Origin of the sequence: Enterobacter cloacae complex sp. IR53030 (genome assembly GCF_049238365.1) — a bacterium.
Lineage (GTDB): Bacteria > Pseudomonadota > Gammaproteobacteria > Enterobacterales > Enterobacteriaceae > Enterobacter > Enterobacter kobei.
This window is the reverse complement of record NZ_JBMKHA010000030.1, coordinates 27,398-45,033: the sequence shown is the minus strand read 5'-3', so window position 1 is coordinate 45,033 and position 17,636 is coordinate 27,398. Positions and strand designations below refer to the sequence as shown.

Genomic DNA, 17,636 nt, shown 5'->3' with positions numbered 1-17,636 from the left:
CTGCGTTGTCGGGAAGATGCGTGATCTGATCCTTCAACTCAGCAAAAGTTCGATTTATTCAACAAAGCCATGCACCTGAAGAAAGTGGGCTTTCAGATGGTATAGAGGTATCGCTTCCCTCATTTTCAATCTTCACACCAAAGCAGGCATGTTCCTTTTGTACAAGGAAGGTTTCTTTTACAGAAACAGAATCCTGCTTTGAATTATCTAATTGTAGAGGTGTTAAATACTCCTTAAACTTTTGATCTAAGACATTCTCTAGCAATACATTAATAGGAGGCTTAGGTTCAGTATCTATAGTATTTCCATCATTCAGAAACCTATTAAGATCTGCAAGTGTTAATCTTTCGTTTAAACCATTTATAAAATTTGCCAAGTCAGGAAATAAATTATTTAATACCAACCCGGTACTAATAGCCGACCTAATTAAATCCAGTTGGTCACCCCTATGACAAAGTTCTGTTTTTTTCAAGAAACTATAAACATAGGGTGCTTTTCTTTCGGATATCCAGAAAGACCGGATCTGAATCCGGTCGTTATCTGCCTTATTTGAGATAGGGTATTTAGCCATGTTCTAGCTCATTATTCTGAATAAATAGTATCAGCAATTGCCAAAGATAATGCGAACTGCGGATTGTCTACCATGATAACTTTAGCCGTTTCAAAATGTTTACGAATAGCTGTTTCGATGAGATATGAACCTCCCCCAACAAGGAAAACATTATGAGGCCTCTCTTCGACTTGTGTAACCGCTCTGATTACTTTACTTTGCAACTTCTGTACCGCAGAGTTTACCGCATCAAAAACACCGTCACGCTTGTCCTCTGCAACCTTCAAAGCTGATTTATCATGACGATTATCAACAAGATGATGAATGTAAGCATTACTCGTATTCAGTTTCTCAGATTCAAGATACCTGCTGATCTCATCGTAAACAATAGAACAACCAATACGGTCAAAACCTTTTACTTTCGAAATCTGTTCTAATTGCCCAGTAATACTTGCAACATCAAGAGTAGTACCACCAAGATCAATTACCAAACTTGATTCAAATGAAGCAATATCCTCAATTTCATCTGCCCGGGTCACAGCTGGTAAAGATTCAGGGAAAACAGTCACAGACAAAACGTTAAAAGAATAGCGTTTACCGTCAAGATAACGCTCTACTGGTTTCATCAGATTATCTTTTTTTCTCTGAATATTTTCAATATTCGTTTCCCCTAAAGCAGTATAGAACTGGCTAAGTGGTAAAGTAACAAAGAGGTGAACATCCTGAGGAACTAAACCAGAAGCATGAAGTGCATGGTGAACATTTAACCGGCTAATTTCATCGTATTGGTGAGATACATCAGTCGATTCCAGTGAGTTACTAGATTCGCTGTGATGCGAAAACCTTTCCAGCCCATCAATAAGATAGTTAAAAGGATTGAGACCCTCATGGCGAACACGGAAATCTGGAACAAAACTATTTTGTGTAAGCAAGGGAACTAATTCGTTTCTTTCATTAAGACAAACCAGTTTTGCAGCTTTACTTCCATCATCGACAACGATTTTTAAAGCTTCAGTGATATCCTGCACTGATGGTGAAACAGGACTTTCAGATTTTAATAGTTCAGCCATAAAAACTCTCTTTTATTAATAGGACCATATTAGATATTAACTTTATACATTAATGGTGACCTATTATCAACATTAACACTATTAAAAAAATACGTAAGTCTATGTTATTTCAGCATCCTTCCATTTTAAATACCTTACCGTTAAATTTCCTGTATTCATGTATTAACCATGTTTATAAAGGAGCCAATTATAATCAGAAAGTTACTTTGCATCCTAAGTATGAACTGTTTGAGAGCCAGGACTGGGGCCTTTACCTGTAAGTAACAAAGGTCCTTAGGCTTAGAATCCAAAATGACGCCTTTTTGTAAAAAAATCATAGTTCGAAATACCGTATCATCGATGTAAACATACGTAGAGGAATTTATGGCAGCTGAGCACGTCCAAACTATAGACCTTACAAACTTCTCCGGAAGGATTTTCTTTCTGGCAGATCCTCATGGACATTACTCTGCGCTGTGCAACTTGATCCAATCAGTTACAAAGCCAGAAGAAGAGATAGTAATTTTCTCTACTGGAAATTTGTTTGACTATGGGCCGGAACCCATAGAATTGATGAAGGCGATAAACAGTGGCTTTTTCGATGGACGTTTTGTGAGGCATTTCTCAGCTGCCGGAGCCGGAGAAGAAATGTTAAAAAAATTGTTACCATTAAACAAAGACCGGAGAACATTTTACCCCAGCACATACCTCAATGAGAGATGGTGTGTAATGGGCGGAAAGTGGCATAAAGCTGTGAATCGTTACTATTTAGAGGAAGAGGTAAAAAAACTTCTTAATACCCAGCTTGGTACGATGATGCAGATTTTACTAAAAGGCGATATAAAAATTGGGGTTTGCCCTTCTGATTACGCCCCTATCCGCACATCATTCACTGATACTTATAATGCGCTTCAAGCATTCAACTATGCCAATGTGAATATTTTTCAGAGCCAGTTTCTATTCGGTATGGACCATGCCGTAATACCAATGATGATAAATGACGTCAACCTTATGGTCCTAGGTAGGAATCCTGTAAACAGCATTCGAAAAGCCCATGGTCGTACTCAAAACAATCTTCCAGTACTGATCGGTAATTGTTTGCATATAAATACTGGATCACTCTATATGTCAAAATTAGAAGACCAGGTAATAGTTGCTCCGGGTATACCGCAAACTGACTCACCAGCACTTACATTAGTAGAAATAATCATGAAGAACAATCCAGTTTTATTGTGTCATCAGCTAATACAAACAACAAACAAGTTTTATTCACTTAAAACCTATCCTTTAGAACTCGATTCGATTGAAAACAACATTGAGGTAACAAGATGAAGATAAATTGGAAGATTATCTCAATTTCAACATTACTTTTGCATCTTCACGCAGCAGCTGCACCACATCAAGAGAAAGAGCATAGAAAAGATGCTTTTTCTTCTGCCGCACAGAAAAGTGATTCACTTATATCTGCTAAAGCGGAGCTTATAAACGGAAGGTGGTTTATAAATGGTAAATATAGGCCTGTTCTAAAGACCAGCATGACCAAAACCAATTTCTTAGAAATCATGAATGTTTCAAATAAAGAATCACTTTTTATTGTGATACCAAAACTTGAGTATAATATCATTGCCAAAAATAAAATCTTACTAAATGAAAAAATTGCATTAAGCGAAGGCACATCCGGAAAAAGCATTGTTTGGGTCGAGCCAAAATCAAGTCTAACTATATCGTTTATAAATGACCTTGCTAATACGCCCCTTCAGGCTATCGTTTCGATCACAAGAAACAACAAAGATATAATTGCCATCTTTGGACCGGATCAGGGTAAAGGGTTTACTCTTCCCGGAAATACGTCTAATGATCAAGTGTCCGTTCCTGACTATTCTGACCTAAATATAAAAAAACTTAACATACCTCAAAGTGTTGGTAATCCAGTAACCATCAATCCTAAAGAGAAGAATTACCTCTTAGTTGGACAAGGAAAATATGAAATCTTATCTCTTCCTAAATATCAACATTTAGTATTTTCTGAACCCGTTTATATTGAGAAAAGAAAAAATATCCTCGGTGGTTATGGTTATTGGACGAAAGAAACAATTCTCTACCCCGGTGAATCATTATCTTTTATAACGAGCGCCAAAAACAATCTAAGGAAGCGGGATGATTAAAGTTATCACACTTTTATTGTTTGCATTACTGACTGGTTGTCAGTCAGTAGAAAGTAAAATCGAAGAACTCCCGACAGTTGGTTTTGACCCTATTCTATACAATAAAAGTGAGGCCTTTACTGACGGAAAAGTTACTTTACGTGTCGAAAGTTCAGGAACTGATGTTTGGCTTGTCGCCAAGAATGGAACCAGAAGTTTTATTGAGCTTTCAGGCCTAACGCTAGGTGGTAGTCGTTGTGCTTACAATGCCCGTAGTAAGCAACTTTTGCCCCCAGGCAGCGTAAGCACATTCGTAGTTCCTACGGTTGGAATGCTTGGACTTTGCTTCAACAATGAAGATCAACTTATGTTTATTAACCGTGCTTTTAGCAGAATCTCTCCCAAAGCAAAAGGAAAAGATTCGCTTTCGCTTTTATTTTCTGTTAGTTACGATTTTCCCGGAAAAGCGGACCTAATTACTAACCACGATTTTCAAGAGTTATATCTTTTATTTTTGAATGAGGATAATCTATGAAACAAACATTAATTGTTATTTTAATATGTTTTTGTCACACGGCTTTAGCATATCCATACCGTATCTATACTGTCCCGGAAGGGGCATTAGTAAAAAACATACTAACTAATGAATATCTAGGAAAAACCCCTGTGGTTGTGGACGTGAGCAATACCGAAGCTGGTTCTACTTTTGGGATTTCATTATTTAGACATGAAAATGTTGCTATAAAGATTTTTACAGTAATGCCTTCAGCAGAAAATAATTTTGCTGTTTCTGGACCTGACGTTGCAACTATGTCATTGCCGGGAAAAGCACCTTTAAACGTAGTAAATGATGGGAATGGCGCTTCTGTTCATATAGAACTAAGACCTTATATGTCTGAACCTGCGCACACCCCATATTAATATAACAAGAAATTAAAAATATAAATCATATGAACTGCATCATAAAGATGCAGTTCAATATTTATTCTGATACTTTTAATTTTTCTTTTATGAACTCCTCTAGTTCCTTAATAAAACCCGCATTTATCCTATTGAATTCAAAGCGAATTTTTCTACCAGTATTGTTTTTACTGATTCTTGCATACTTATCTTTGTTATCAAAAGTAATAAGATCACTTGTTTCCCATTTTGTGGAATAAGTTTTTTCACAAACACTTTCCACAGATTGTGTGATTTTTTCCATTACAACTTTTTGAGCAACCTGGAGATCTCCAATGTCTAAATCTTTTGTTTCCTCTTTAACATTATCTATTACTTCATCTAAAGGAAATAGATTTTTTTGCACATATTTCTGTAAACGAGACAAGCGACTATAATAGGAGTTCGGGATTCCTTCATAATCCGGGAATAAAGAGATCAATGTTTCGTCAATACGGGCCGCCTGGATTCTTTTGGCTACCGATACATGACTAATCCCAAGATATGCTGCGAGTTCTTCATTAGTAGAAAATCCTTTTTCTTCCATTTTTTTGATAAATTGAAACCCAACTTCTCTATATGAAAATTTTCGAGATGTTTGTGCTGCGGATATAATTGAATTTATATCATCTTCGGTTAGTTCATCCGGAAGAACCCACAGGGGGAGATCCTTTTCTGCCTTTATACAGCAGAAACGTCTGCGACTTCCTTCTATTAATAAATAAACCCCATCTCTTTTTACAGCGATCCCTTCGGTATCGACCCCTCTTTCTTCAATCTGCTTAAGAATATCTCTAACAGAATAATCTGTAAGGGCTTCTTGATTTCGTGGGTTCGCTGGATGGACTAAGGTCTCCTTCTCCACTCTCTGGGCTGGAACAATCACATGTTCCGCTTCAAGTCTCCGGCCCTTATGAAGAGTGAATAACTTTTTTATGCGAGGTGCTGTTTTCAAACCCGCAAGACCTGAACGGTGACCGACTTCTGTCCGCTTTGGTGCGTTTAAATATCGAGATTTATCATTCCCGATATGTTGCTCATCGCTCATGCGTTAACTCCTTGCTTAGCTGAAAAACTTTTTATTTCATTTATAAATTGCTGATATACCTGTAATACAGATTCTTCTGCGACATCAAGCTGCTTTGCGGAACAAAGTTCCTCTGATTTTTTGATATCAAGCACTGTACGCCCTTTGGAAGCAGCTGCCTTAAATGCTTCAGAATTTTTTATGTTAGCGGACATCAAAAGGTCCTGAACAGTTCTGATTAATTTATCCAAAACTATTCTTTCATATGGACTTTTGTCATCTACATTGACAGCAAGAACTTTGAACCATTTTAAATTGTCGCCCTTACTTGGTGATTGTTTAAACCTTTCACTTATTGTAAGCATGAAGTCTGTAGTAGAGGCGTAATCATATTCACGTGGTGACACTGCGACAAGAATCCCATCGGCCGCTTCGTCAGCAGCCCAGATCAAAGGTGAATCTTCAGGTGGAGTGTCTATAATAATCAAATCATAGTTCTGCTTCAGTACCGGTAAGATAACTTCCTTGAAACGTAGTAACAAAGACGTACGTTCTTCTCTAGAACATTGCCAGTATTTATCTTTAAAACGAGCATCTGTCGGAAAAGCCGTTATTACGTCCAAGTTTGGCAGATGCGTTGAAAAAGGCATATTAGTGATGATTTCTTCTTCAGAGAATCCTGAATCTAAATATTTTTTATACTCAGAATTTTCTTCATAAATTCCAAGGATTGCATCAATTGCTGTAAGGAAGACATCATCTTCTGAGACACTTTGAATCATGCTGCTTCCAATCGAACCTTGTGGGTCCCATTCGATCATTAATACACGTGCATTGAGTTGTAGATCTAAAGCAGCTGCTACTGCTAAAGCTACAGATGTAGTGCTTTTCCCTGTACCGCCTTTATGATTCTGAGTAACAATAGCTCTGCTAAAGTAATGATCGCGGTACTTGGGATAACCCAGGGCATCCATTATTTTTTGAACATCCCAGCGGGTGTAAAGATGATTTTTGTTTTGATAAATAGGTGCACCAACAAGTTCTTTTTCTTCTAAGTCCGAAAGTATTTTATTGAACGTTACTCGTGACTTCCCAAAAAAATCAGAGAGATTTTTTTTATTCAAACAGTGGTTATAGATCAGTCTATCAACACCATCAACACTATCATCAGAAACAGATACTCTTGATGAAGCCATCAGAGATTCCTTTAGAGAAATCTGCTCGCTTTTCATGCGCTGACCAACGAGGGCGATCTTTTCAAGTAAATTCATGGTTATGACCTTTTTGCACTGAAAACCGACTTTTACGCATATATGTAAACTTTACGTATAATGCGTCCATTTCCTTGTTATGCGTACAATTCTATCCTTAGTTTCAATCTTAAGCTAATGTTTGTTTACTTTTTTATGATTTTTTGTGAGCTTAACTTGCAGATGTGAGCTCAGACTCTCTAGTCCATACCTAATGCACAACCTGTTTAAACCACGATTCTTGTCTCCTTCTCTACGCTTTGAAGTTAAGAGCTCCATTAATGAATCTTCACGCCTACCCTATTTCTTGCTTAGACCCTAAAATCTATCTCACCGGTGTGCTGATATACGTTTCCTAACTGTGAACCGTTGTCGTCAGTCCAGTCTAAAGATATGAGGTGTTAATCTCTTGAGGAGGCACACTACGAATTATGGGAGCAGAGTTAGCAACCTCACCCCGAAATGAAACCCAACTTAAGGAGGCAACCCCAGTGTGGAGATTAAGGGGGTTAAATCTGCCAGCGGCTGACAGTGTCCCAGCTGCTGCTCAGTCACACCACGCCCTGATTTAATCCCCTGCCCGGTATTGTAATGACCGAAAAAAACCCGTGCACTGGTGTCGGCAGACCGGCATGCATGAATATGACGTTAATCTGTATCAGCAGGCACTTTTCGCATAATGGGAGCAAGTGATAGCAACGCCGCCCAGAACGGAATGCCAACATCAGGACTGAACCCAAGTTTGGCGATTAAGGGGGTTAAATTTGCAAGCGGATGACAGTGCCCCCAGCTGCTGCTCAGTCACACCACGCTTGATTAAATCTCTCGCCAGGTCTTGTTTTGACCGAAAATAGCCCAAGCACTGATGTCGGCAGACCGGCATATAGGAATATGACGTTAATCTGTATCAGCAGGTACATTTCGCATTATGTGAGCAAGTGATAGCAACCCAGCCCGGAACTGAAGGCCAGCATGAGGACAGAACCCCAGTTTGGCGATTAAGGGGGTTAAATCTCACAGCGGCTGACAGTGCCTTCAGATGCTGCTCAGGCATACTACTCTCCCTGATATAATCTCCCATATGTTCTTGAGATCGTCGGAAATCGCCCATGCACCGGTGTCGGCAGACCGGTATGCAGTAATGTGAATTTAATCTGCATCATCAAGCACATTTCGTATTATGGAAGTAAGTGTTAGTAAACCAAAGCCCGCCCAGAACGGAAGGTCAACATCAGAACAGAATCCCAGTTTGGCGATTAAGGGTGTTAAATCTGCAAGCTGCTGACAGTGCCCCAGTTGCTGCTCAGTCACACCACGCCCTGATAGAATCTCCTGCCCGGAAATGTGATGACCGAAAAAAGCCCGTGCACTGGTGTCGGCAGACCGGCACGCAGGAATATGACGTTAATCTGTATCAGGAGGCACATTTCGCATTATGGGAGCAAGCGATAGCAACCCAAGCCCAGAACTGAAGGCCAGCATCAGGACAGAACCCCAGTATGGCGATTAAGGGGGTTAAATCCGCCAGTGGCAATAAGATCCCGAGCGGTGTTTAAGAAATATTTCCCGAAGGACAATCTTCCGCTCGTACGATGAATATAGTGTTCAACCCGGGAGAGGGATCACTTAACCTGCTTAGCCTAAATCTTACGTCATTCTCTAAACGGAGTTTAAGCTTAATGGTCCTGAGAAAGTTAAAAGGACTACCCATAATGACGGTTTGAGATGGCGAATAAGGGTTTTTCTGCCAGCGGCTGACATTGCCCCAGCTTCTGCTCAGTCACACCACGCCTGATTAAATCTTCCGCCAGGTCTTGTTATGACCGAAAATTGTCCGTGCACTAGAGTCGTAAGACCTGCATACAGGAATGAGGCGTAAATCTTTATCAGGTGGCAAGGTTCGCATCATGGGAGCAAGGGTCTTGAACTGGAGGTTAACATCATAAAATCCCAGATTGGCGATTAAGGGTGTTAAATCTGACAGCGACTGAAAGTGCCTTCAGATGCTGCTCAGGTATATTACACCCTGAAAAAATCAAGCATCTGTGCTTGCGAATATCGGAAAAGGCCATGCACCGGTGTCGGCAGACCGGCATGGGCAATGAGACGTTAATCTGTATCAGCTGGCGCATTTCGTATCATGGGAACAAGTGTTAGCAACCCTCTCCAGGACGGAAGGACACTATCAGGACTGATCCCAGTTTGGCGATTAAGGGGGTTAAATCTGCCAGCGGCTGACAGTGCCTTCTGATGCTGCTCAGACATACTATGCACAGATATAATCACCCGTCCGTCCTTGTGATTATCGGAAAAGGCCATGCACCGGAGTCGGCAAACCGGTCTGCAGTGCTGTGACTTTAATCTTTATCAGCAGGCGCATTTCGTATTAAGGGATCAAGTGTTAGCAACCCTGCCCAGGACGGAAGGACACTATCAGGACTGAACGCCAGTTTGGCGATTAAGGGGGTTAAATCTGCCAGTGGCTGACAGTGCCTTCTGATGCTGCTCAGACATACTATGCACAGATATAATCACCCGTCCGTCCTTGTGATTATCGGAAAAGGCCATGCACCGGAGTCGGCAAACCGGTCTGCAGTGCTGTGACTTTAATCTTTATCAGCAGGCGCATTTAGTATTAAGGGAGCAAGTGTTAGCAACCCTGCCCAGGACGGAAGGACACTATCAGGACTGAACGCCAGTTTGGCGATTAAGGGGGTTAAATCTGCAAGCGGATGACAGTGCCCCAGCTGCTGCTCAGTCACACCACGTCCTGATAAAATCTCCTGCCCGGTAATGTGATGACCGAAAAAAGCCCGTGCACTGGTGTCGGCAGACCGGCACGCAGGAATATGACGTTAATCTGTATCAGCAGGTACATCTCGCATTAGGGAGCAAGTGATAGCAACCCCGCCCAGAACTGAAGGCCAGCATGAGGACAGAACCCCAGTTTGGCGATTAAGGGGGTTAAATCCGGCAGCGTGAGTAAGTGCCCGTGCTGTGTTAAAGAAATATTCCCTAAGGACAATCTTCCGCTCGGCCTTTTGTATAAAGTTGTCACCCCGGGAGCGGGGATCACTTTACCTGCTTAGCCTAAATCTTACGTCAATCGCTATCCGGAATTTTAGCTTAATGGTCCTGAGCAAGTTAAAAGGGCTACCCATAATGACGTCCCCAGATGGTGATAAAGGAGTTAATTCCGCCTTCGGCTTACAGTGCCGCAGCTGCTGCTCAGCAACACCACGCCCTGATTAAATCTCCCGCCTGTCCTTGTGATGACCAAAAATAGTCCGTGCACTGGCGTCGTAAGACCGGCATACAGGAATGAGGCGTTAATCTTTATTAGGTGGCAGGATTCGCATCATGGGAGCAAGGGCCCTAGAACTGTAGACTAACATTAGAAAATCACAGTTTGGCGATAAAGGGGGTTAAATAAGTTAAAAGTCTTCGGTGAGCAAATTGGATAAATTTTCAGAAACCAAACCGTTAATAATAAACTTTTAGAAGAATGATTAAAGGATATTAAGTTTTGTATGCAAAATGACACCAGTGATCTGTTTTCACTAATAATGCCGCGCTACTTTGATTACCTTTGGTAAACAAAAATGTAATTTACGTGATTTTCATCTTATAATGTCAGTATTGAAGTTATAAATTTTGTTTACTTAATGCGTACACAACCTAACTGCGATTTGTATTTATGTCACTGTTTTTACACCACATTAATTATAAAACCAAAATTTGCAGCACAGTGATGAACTCATTAAGTCACAACCTCATTTGTTTACTTAAGGCATACAATAAAAAACCAGATTCTTATGAGACATCTGGTTTAATTATTTTTGCTTGAAGATATTTACTCTACGCGGCCAAACCCGCTGCTACTTCTTGAGCATAGAGAATTTCTATTGCCTCGCCATAGCTACAATTCTCGCGGCTTTGAATTTCCCATAATTTACTCCTGTCAGCACTATCCGTAGTAAAACAAAGCTCCATTTTCCGGTCTACGTATAACCGACAGATCTCTTGGAAGTTTTCGAACCTGACTAACATCTCTGAAAACACCTTTTTGACTGTACGAATATTTTTCATACGTTCATATTCTGCATCTGAAGTAGAAAAATATTTATTAGCCTTCATTGCTTCAATGCTTTCTTTTTCTTGTTTCATGATTATCTTCCAAGGCGAGTTAGCAGTCAGGGCCCGGCCAACAGAAGAAGTAAAATAATCTTCAAACGACTGTGTGATACAGATGCCAGCGCAGTTTGTTTTCCTGAACCTACGCCATGCCGCTTCGAGGAAGGAAGAGAAGAATTGGTTTGATTGATTTCCGGCACCTGATGAATTATCAGGACGAATGTACTCCCATGCTTCATCAAGGATGAACAAGCGACGACGCCCATCTTTTTTGATGAACATTGCATGCTGAGCAGCCTGAATGATAGACATTAATACAACTGTCTGAAGGTGGGGGGTGCCTTTTAGCTCCTCCAGTTCCAAAACAATAAATCTGCTGTCGAAGTTGATTGGAGGCAACGTATCGGTAAACCGGTGCCCATAAATTCCACCTTCGCACCATGCTCCGAGTTGCTCCCCAATATCCTTTATACGTTTGTCTTCATGCTTCTTGCAACGCAGAGCAAAGCCGGTTATTGAACCGGTCCGACCTGATTTTCTGGATTCTTGGTACTCTTCTGCAATAAGCTGAAGCATCACTGATTGTTGATAATCATCGATAAGGCCTTTCTCTGAAGCCATAATTTTTAGCTGATTCAAAACCATTATGGTCTGAGCAACTTTGTCTTTTTCTGCATCGTTTGAAGTTGATTCACCGGTAAATTCAGGTGCTTCGTTAAATACATCGTCGTTAACAGTGATGTCAGTTAGGAAGGCAAAGGGATTTAGGGTGAAGTCAGGGGTTTTACCGAAATCAATAAATTGACTGTTTGTATATTGTTCCGCAATCCCCTGGTAAGAACGGCCCACGTCCACAACAAATACTTGAGCACCGTCAGGATCATCATCTGGGTATTCGTTTTCTAAAAAATGCTTAAATGTTGAGCGATAATGAACGAGGTTATTAGATCGCGGTCCAGCTCCAAGATAGTTATTGATTAGATATGCTGTCCAGAATGACTTCCCTGCACCTGACGTTGCACCAATAACCATGTTATAGCTTGCAGAAGTCTTGAAAATATCAAGTCCCATGAGTTGACCTTCACGAGAAACTAAACTCAGTACTGGTCTATCTGTATTACCTTTCCAGGGCCCAAAGATCGGTGTCATATGAGCCGCTCCGGTGTTGCTCACTACTTCGGAACGGTCAAGGTCGAAAATTGTCTTTGGGTCATTGCACATTGGCAGACATGACATAAATGACGGGAAAACGATAAAGGAATCATCTGCTACTTTGACCCGGCTTTCGAGGTAAAAGGATTTGAGATCGTTAGCTGCTGTCTGCACAGAATTGGCATTACTACCCATAACAGTGAAAGTAAGATACCCTCTTAAAAGCTTTGCGCCATCCTCAAGCTCGCGAGTTACGGCCATGTAGTCATTATCCATATCCCGCAGGCGAGGGCAGAATGTGACAACTGAAGGTATACTTGCCTGTTTATTAGTGATTGCTTTGTAGCGGACGTTTTCTTTTGACAACTTGAGCGGATCGGCAAACTGAACAGTCTGAGTGATCATAAATGGGCTGAAAATTGTCTTACGTCCATGCATCCAGTTAACTACTAACTCATACATACAACCGAAATTGACGTATTCAGGAAACTTTACAACGGAAAGTTGTTTGAAGTAACGATGCTCAGATTCGTCGTCACTTTGTGTGACTGATGAGAAATGATTTTCTGTGACTGTATACTTACGGCCGGGAACGTTAACTTGTTCATTAAGCCTTTTCATAGTGTTAACGTCTATGAAACCTTCAGCCCACCGGGAGTTCTTTCCGGGGTTTACGACCTTATCTATACAATAGAGCCAGTTTTCTGCATCGACCTTAAACGGATGCAATCCAATCGTAATTAACTTACTTACAAGTTCAGAGTAAAGTGAATCGATACGCGAATGTTCCAGCTCGGTAGGAAGGGCAGACTGTAAAGGAATCGATAGCGAGATCCATACCTGAAAATCCCTCAACATAAGGTTATCATGATCAGGTTTTAAAGGCTTATGCATACTTCTGTCGTAGTAGTCCAACTGATAACCATTAAGCAGATCTGCTTTAAGCTTATCGTTCCCAGTCATACGCCCACCTCGCACAGCTGACCAAGCACTAAGCTGTAAAGTCAGGTCTGGCAATGCAGTCAGAGATATTTGACAGACAGTATCTGTAGGGAAATCCATTTTGAACATTTCAGCAAGAACATCTTGCTGATTATCAAAAACTCCAGGGGATGGATTACAGATAAACATAAACCCTAATCTGTTGCCATCAATCAAAAAATAGTGAGTCCCTGCTAATTGATCGTAAACAGGGATAAACCCACCTAATTGATGGCGATTTAAACCGCTATTGTAATTATTGATAGCTTCCATATTTGACCTTACAGTTGTCTAACAATGCCGTTCGAAGAGACAGCTTTAGTTGCTTTTTGTTGCTGCTGCATATTTTCCCGGGCCGCATCCTGTACTTCTAAAGGAACTATGCGAGCTGGGTTTGAGGTCGAATTCTTGCCAGCAATCCATGTTTGCGGTTTTACGTTGACATAAACGTAGCCGGGAAGATTAAGCGCATCGTTATCATCGGTATAAGGTGCAAAAGTAATTCTCATTACTTTCCCCTGTTGCAGAACAGCAAGTGGTTCAGGAGCCACTACAGCTTGTTTATAACCTTGCGAACGGTATTGCTGGATCTGCCCAGGGTTGAGAGTCGGGTTAACGGGCTGGCCATTGTAAAGAGAGTACATATCCTTACCAGGGCTGATATCAGAATTAGGTGCAACGTAGCGTGGGGCATTTCCAGCAGAAACCGGATAGCTTGTTTGTTTAACGACTTCCGCAGCCGGATGAACGAAAGGGTTACCAGTTGAAGAGGCAGTGCTATAACTGCTAGTCATCCTTACGTTTGAATTAACCGGTACACCAGAAATAGGCCGTGGTCCAATGGATGAAGTAGGGGCACCCATTTTTAAAGTTTTATCGTACATGACAGGTAACTGACCAACTGGCTTAATTTCGGTTTTTGAATAAGCCACAGGCTGATTTTTAAGGGTAGTAGACTGTGGATATTTGACTTCCCCTGGAGGGCTAATTTCAGTTGGATAACGGCTGTCATTGACAGCCGATTTCTCCTTTCCCGATTCCGACTCTTCCCCCGCCAGTGCAGACAGATCATCTCGATTATTAGTTAACTCCATAACTTCGCGAGGACCTTTACAGATAACGCCCTTTTCAATGCCTGGACATTCGGATTCGGAACTACCGATGGAGCACCCCGTAAGATATGAGGATGTACCTACAACCAGAGCACTGAGTACCAATCTTTTGATGTTCATAAACTAGCCTTAATTTGTCTCAAATGGATTTTTTAAGAGAGGTTCAACGCTTTGGTTCAACCAGTAGTCGAAATCTTTTGGAATGCCATTACCAGCCAAACCATCCTGTCTGACAACTGAAGGTACACCCTGCAATTTATAAATTCCTGCGAGCATCAATGACGCTACCAAAGGTTCCGCCGGACATTCTTCTGCTTCTTTTTGAGAGAGCAATCTTTTTTCAATGTCGGATTTGCTTCCCATTAGCCAACGAAGAATATCGAGGTTGTTTATTTTTCCTTTTTCTTTACTACACCAGAGCCTTCTAAGCTCTTCTTTTGGCTCACCGGGTGAGGGAACTAAAACAATATCTATCCGATACTTGTCCCGATCTGCATAGAATTTCTTAACAAGTTCCATGCAACCGTCACAATCAAGTGTTATGAAAATGGCTGCTTGTCTTTTAAGCTTTGAATTTCCCAGAGGAATGGACGCTACAGTTTCCAGAGGGAAGGGGGCCTCATCAAGACTAATAAAATAGGAATTCCTGATTTCTTCTACAGTCAGAACAGGTTTACGTTTAATTACATCAACAAGGCTTCCCCCAGTAAGGGAGTATCGGCCATCGGTCGTTACTGCCATTAGCTGCGAACGTTCGTCCTGAAAGAGGTATAGCCCACCAGAAGGAATGTATATGGCATCCTTAGGTTTATATCCTTTCATTTTTGATAACACACCCGAGATCTGACTGGGTGAAACGCCACCTTCCTTTGCCTTTGCCATTAACGCAGCAGCATCACTATTAGTTAGGACCTGCTCTGAAGCATAAGTGACCGTATTCGCCATAATGGCGAAAGCCGCCATTAAAGGGAAAAGTAACTTTTTCACTATTGGGTGCCCTCTACTTCTTTGCATTATAAGAACTTGATTGTACCGCTTCAGAGCTATCTTCAAGTTCCATATAAGTGACGATTTCAACACTATCCGGTACAGTAACGGCAAGCGTTGCATCAATAATTAAATAGCCACGGTCACGGTAGATCTTCATTAATGTTCTGAAATATTCTTCGAATTGAGATCTATCATTGTCAGCAGTACGGCCTCCGTGATGCTTGAAAAATTCCTTACGTAATTCAGGCATGTCAAGCACTGCAATCTTGTACGAAGGCTGGGATTGTTTATTGAAGTAATCGTAAACATTCATAAAGCCTTTATAACCATAAATAATGACCAATACGGCAAAGGCGAAGAAAAATAAATACTTCAATATTTTTTCAATATCAATTTCGAAGGTAATTTTTTTTGTTGTCCTTTCTCGCACCATTTTTTTAGTGATTTCAGGTCCAGCTGATTCAGGCGATTCTTTTTTTTCTAAACTATCCATTTAAACCTCAGCGACTGGTCAGATTCGTTGGAATTGTAGTTCCGGTCTGAACGACAAATGTAATAGCTCGGCCAGGGCTAATTTCTACGATTGGCCACTGTTGTTCTGCAATTGCGGTGTAGTAATCGACGAGTCGATTAAGACCACCTTGAGCTGCACCAGCCCCGGCTAATGCCCCAAGTGCACCAAAATTAGGGGACTGATACTGAGCCTGTGAATTAGGGTCGATGTTAAGTGAAGATACCTTACTGGGACTTAAGCTACCGGCAAGTGAAGAAAGTCCACCGGCAAATGCAGCTCCTGCAATTGCGTTACCATTTCGGCTGATAAGCGTGCCTCGGATCCCATTTTTTCCGTCATTTTCACTTACAGCATATGCTTCCAGTTTTACGTCAAAAGCTTTCCCTTTTGAATTAACACAAGAGATAGAAGTGGCACGTATGTAAGCACGCTGTGACGCCAGATCACCAACAGCTGAACCCAGAAGGTTACAGTCACGCAAATCCATGGTGAAATTATTGGGCATGATGACATCTTTTTTAATACGCATCGTTACTGGCATTGGTTCTGATTTGGAAGAAAGGCTTGTAGGCGCTTCAAGCCCGGTAATCAGAACACCAGTGATAATAGATGTTGCCGGAAGAAACATTTCATCTTTTCGGGCAGCATGCCGCGCTTTGCTATCAACTGGCGCAGTACCATCACCTCGTACAGTCCGAGTTGGCGCTTTATCTCCTGCAATGACCTCTCTGCCTTCCTTGATTCTGTTTTCAGACACGGGCATAACCTGAATGACACCATCGGTACCATTAGTCTTAATGGAACTTTGTGTGATTGTTCTCATTGGGCTATTACGCGTAGGTGTGATAGAAGCGTAATTAGGGTTTACGCCATTAATCGGCGCATTAGCATTAAGCTGATAAGGAGCTGCCGGTGCCTGCTCATTAATCGTTTTACGCGAACTACCAGCATCCAAGTTACGATTGCCGTTTCGATTTGTCTGCATATCATTAATTTGCTGAGACAGCTGCTGAAGTTGAGAAGTTAAACTTGCAACTTGGGCTTTAGTTTCCTGTTGGGCTTTTTCTGCTTTTTCGCGGTCCTCTTTCGCCGCATTTTGGTCAAGTCGGTTTTGCTTAACCATTTCTTTATATACTTTCTGGCTTTCTTCATTACTCAATTTGTTCATTTGCGAATCATCTAACAACAAATTGGTCTGCATGTCTTTTTTCTGTGTTTTCTTTTCTTTCTTAACTGGTGTGGAAAAAATAGACTGGCTAATAATATAAACAATCACTACCAGCAGAGCGCCAATAACAGAAAGTCTGACGGTCTTATTTTCCCAGGCCTTTTTAATGTCCATGATTAGCTCCACTTGTAGGTTTCTGGAATCGTTTAATTTTTAGATTTCGTTCGCTGTCAGACATCTGAGGAACGATATAGGGTTCACCTGCTCTGGCCCAGTTTTCACGAACAGATGGATGATTCATTTCAGCTTTATCTATCTGGCTCGTTCTAGATATTTCATGTTTGTAATTAGGTTCCAAAACGTTACTTTTGTGATAGTCAAAAGCATTCTCCTCATTAATATTGCCCTCTCCTACAAATTTATCAATAAGAGTTGGATCGTTCATTATTACTGTCTGAACGGGAAAAGCGTTACTGCCATCTTCGATACTAATGGGTGCGTCCGGAACGATTAATACACTCCTTTTTGGTATATATTCTGACCTGTAGTAAAAGCTGGTTAAAGCAAATACGACAAAACCAATCACGGTGGCCCCAAGCAGAGCAGGCAAAGTAACTTTTCCCATA

Annotated in this window: 15 protein-coding genes; 4 read left to right on the top strand and 11 right to left on the bottom strand. The window is 41.2% G+C overall.

All coding sequences use genetic code 11. The features are described 5' to 3' along the window. Positions 1-58: 58 nt before the first annotated feature. The gene (locus ACOTXR_RS22595) at positions 59-571 is read right to left on the bottom strand and encodes a hypothetical protein (RefSeq protein WP_001151875.1); all 513 of its coding nucleotides are present in this window, start codon (positions 569-571) and stop codon (positions 59-61) included. A gap of 11 nt (positions 572-582) precedes the next feature. Further along, a complete protein-coding gene (parM, locus tag ACOTXR_RS22590; RefSeq protein WP_000818954.1) occupies positions 583-1,620 on the bottom strand; it encodes a plasmid segregation protein ParM domain-containing protein in 1,038 nt (345 codons plus the stop codon). Between the two features lie 363 nt (positions 1,621-1,983). Here parM and ACOTXR_RS22585 point away from each other — a divergent pair, with 363 nt between their 5' ends. The 4 genes from ACOTXR_RS22585 to ACOTXR_RS22570 are packed head-to-tail and all read left to right on the top strand — an operon-like array spanning position 1,984 to position 4,664. After that, entirely contained in the window at positions 1,984-2,931 is a 948-nt protein-coding gene (locus tag ACOTXR_RS22585) for a metallophosphoesterase (protein WP_000718595.1), read from the top strand. Beyond that, positions 2,928-3,764, top strand: a complete 837-nt coding sequence (locus tag ACOTXR_RS22580) for a hypothetical protein (protein ID WP_000700976.1) — start codon at positions 2,928-2,930, stop codon at positions 3,762-3,764. Before ACOTXR_RS22585 ends, ACOTXR_RS22580 begins: the two co-directional genes overlap by 4 nt. Continuing rightward, on the top strand, positions 3,757-4,278 hold the full coding sequence (locus tag ACOTXR_RS22575; protein ID WP_000598517.1) for a hypothetical protein: 522 nt from the start codon (positions 3,757-3,759) through the stop codon (positions 4,276-4,278). The genes ACOTXR_RS22580 and ACOTXR_RS22575 overlap by 8 nt, the downstream gene beginning before the upstream one ends. Beyond that, positions 4,275-4,664: a hypothetical protein gene (locus ACOTXR_RS22570; protein WP_000815011.1), complete on the top strand. Its 390-nt coding sequence runs from the start codon at positions 4,275-4,277 to the stop codon at positions 4,662-4,664. The genes ACOTXR_RS22575 and ACOTXR_RS22570 overlap by 4 nt, the downstream gene beginning before the upstream one ends. A 61-nt stretch (positions 4,665-4,725) precedes the next feature. Here the strand turns inward: ACOTXR_RS22570 and ACOTXR_RS22565 are convergent, their stop codons facing one another. The 9 genes from ACOTXR_RS22565 to htdO form a co-directional block, all read right to left on the bottom strand. After that, on the bottom strand, positions 4,726-5,730 hold the full coding sequence (locus tag ACOTXR_RS22565; RefSeq protein WP_001278838.1) for a ParB family protein: 1,005 nt from the start codon (positions 5,728-5,730) through the stop codon (positions 4,726-4,728). Further along, entirely contained in the window at positions 5,727-6,980 is a 1,254-nt protein-coding gene (locus ACOTXR_RS22560) for a ParA family protein (protein WP_001050364.1), read from the bottom strand. The genes ACOTXR_RS22565 and ACOTXR_RS22560 overlap by 4 nt, the downstream gene beginning before the upstream one ends. Before the next feature lie 1,128 nt (positions 6,981-8,108). After that, positions 8,109-8,270 carry a hypothetical protein gene (locus tag ACOTXR_RS22555; RefSeq protein ID WP_001371949.1) on the bottom strand — a complete coding sequence of 54 codons (162 nt, stop codon included), beginning with the start codon at positions 8,268-8,270 and terminating at the stop codon, positions 8,109-8,111. A 2,547-nt stretch (positions 8,271-10,817) separates the two neighbouring features. After that, complete coding sequence (locus ACOTXR_RS22550; protein ID WP_000387412.1) at positions 10,818-13,499, bottom strand: TraC family protein; 2,682 nt, start codon at positions 13,497-13,499, stop codon at positions 10,818-10,820. Positions 13,500-13,507: 8 nt separating this feature from the next. After that, positions 13,508-14,458: an IncHI-type conjugal transfer lipoprotein TrhV gene (gene trhV, locus ACOTXR_RS22545; RefSeq protein ID WP_001022588.1), complete on the bottom strand. Its 951-nt coding sequence runs from the start codon at positions 14,456-14,458 to the stop codon at positions 13,508-13,510. A 9-nt stretch (positions 14,459-14,467) separates the two neighbouring features. Continuing rightward, a complete protein-coding gene (gene htdT, locus ACOTXR_RS22540) occupies positions 14,468-15,220 on the bottom strand; it encodes a protein-disulfide isomerase HtdT (protein ID WP_182911723.1) in 753 nt (250 codons plus the stop codon). Positions 15,221-15,338: 118 nt separating this feature from the next. Further along, on the bottom strand, positions 15,339-15,821 hold the full coding sequence (locus ACOTXR_RS22535) for a hypothetical protein (protein ID WP_000377632.1): 483 nt from the start codon (positions 15,819-15,821) through the stop codon (positions 15,339-15,341). A 7-nt stretch (positions 15,822-15,828) separates the two neighbouring features. Continuing rightward, positions 15,829-17,184 (bottom strand): IncHI-type conjugal transfer protein TrhB, encoded by a 1,356-nt coding sequence (gene trhB / locus ACOTXR_RS22530; RefSeq protein WP_000351841.1) that lies wholly within the window; start codon positions 17,182-17,184, stop codon positions 15,829-15,831. Beyond that, the gene (gene htdO / locus ACOTXR_RS22525) at positions 17,174-17,635 is read right to left on the bottom strand and encodes a plasmid transfer protein HtdO (protein ID WP_000521242.1); all 462 of its coding nucleotides are present in this window, start codon (positions 17,633-17,635) and stop codon (positions 17,174-17,176) included. Before htdO ends, trhB begins: the two co-directional genes overlap by 11 nt. Position 17,636 lies beyond the last annotated feature (1 nt).

What these genes read in the sequence shown, in the direction of transcription:
- ACOTXR_RS22535 (WP_000377632.1), bottom strand. Translation starts at nt 15,821, where the DNA reads ATGGATAGTTTAGAAAAAAAAGAATCGCCTGAATCAGCTGGACCTGAA.
- ACOTXR_RS22595 (WP_001151875.1), bottom strand. Translation starts at nt 571, where the DNA reads ATGGCTAAATACCCTATCTCAAATAAGGCAGATAACGACCGGATTCAG.
- trhV (WP_001022588.1), bottom strand. Translation starts at nt 14,458, where the DNA reads ATGAACATCAAAAGATTGGTACTCAGTGCTCTGGTTGTAGGTACATCC.
- ACOTXR_RS22550 (WP_000387412.1), bottom strand. Translation starts at nt 13,499, where the DNA reads ATGGAAGCTATCAATAATTACAATAGCGGTTTAAATCGCCATCAATTA.
- parM (WP_000818954.1), bottom strand. Translation starts at nt 1,620, where the DNA reads ATGGCTGAACTATTAAAATCTGAAAGTCCTGTTTCACCATCAGTGCAG.
- ACOTXR_RS22580 (WP_000700976.1), top strand. Translation starts at nt 2,928, where the DNA reads ATGAAGATAAATTGGAAGATTATCTCAATTTCAACATTACTTTTGCAT.
- trhB (WP_000351841.1), bottom strand. Translation starts at nt 17,184, where the DNA reads ATGGACATTAAAAAGGCCTGGGAAAATAAGACCGTCAGACTTTCTGTT.
- htdO (WP_000521242.1), bottom strand. Translation starts at nt 17,635, where the DNA reads ATGGGAAAAGTTACTTTGCCTGCTCTGCTTGGGGCCACCGTGATTGGT.
- ACOTXR_RS22570 (WP_000815011.1), top strand. Translation starts at nt 4,275, where the DNA reads ATGAAACAAACATTAATTGTTATTTTAATATGTTTTTGTCACACGGCT.
- ACOTXR_RS22575 (WP_000598517.1), top strand. Translation starts at nt 3,757, where the DNA reads ATGATTAAAGTTATCACACTTTTATTGTTTGCATTACTGACTGGTTGT.
- ACOTXR_RS22565 (WP_001278838.1), bottom strand. Translation starts at nt 5,730, where the DNA reads ATGAGCGATGAGCAACATATCGGGAATGATAAATCTCGATATTTAAAC.
- htdT (WP_182911723.1), bottom strand. Translation starts at nt 15,220, where the DNA reads ATGGCAAAGGCAAAGGAAGGTGGCGTTTCACCCAGTCAGATCTCGGGT.
- ACOTXR_RS22560 (WP_001050364.1), bottom strand. Translation starts at nt 6,980, where the DNA reads ATGAATTTACTTGAAAAGATCGCCCTCGTTGGTCAGCGCATGAAAAGC.
- ACOTXR_RS22585 (WP_000718595.1), top strand. Translation starts at nt 1,984, where the DNA reads ATGGCAGCTGAGCACGTCCAAACTATAGACCTTACAAACTTCTCCGGA.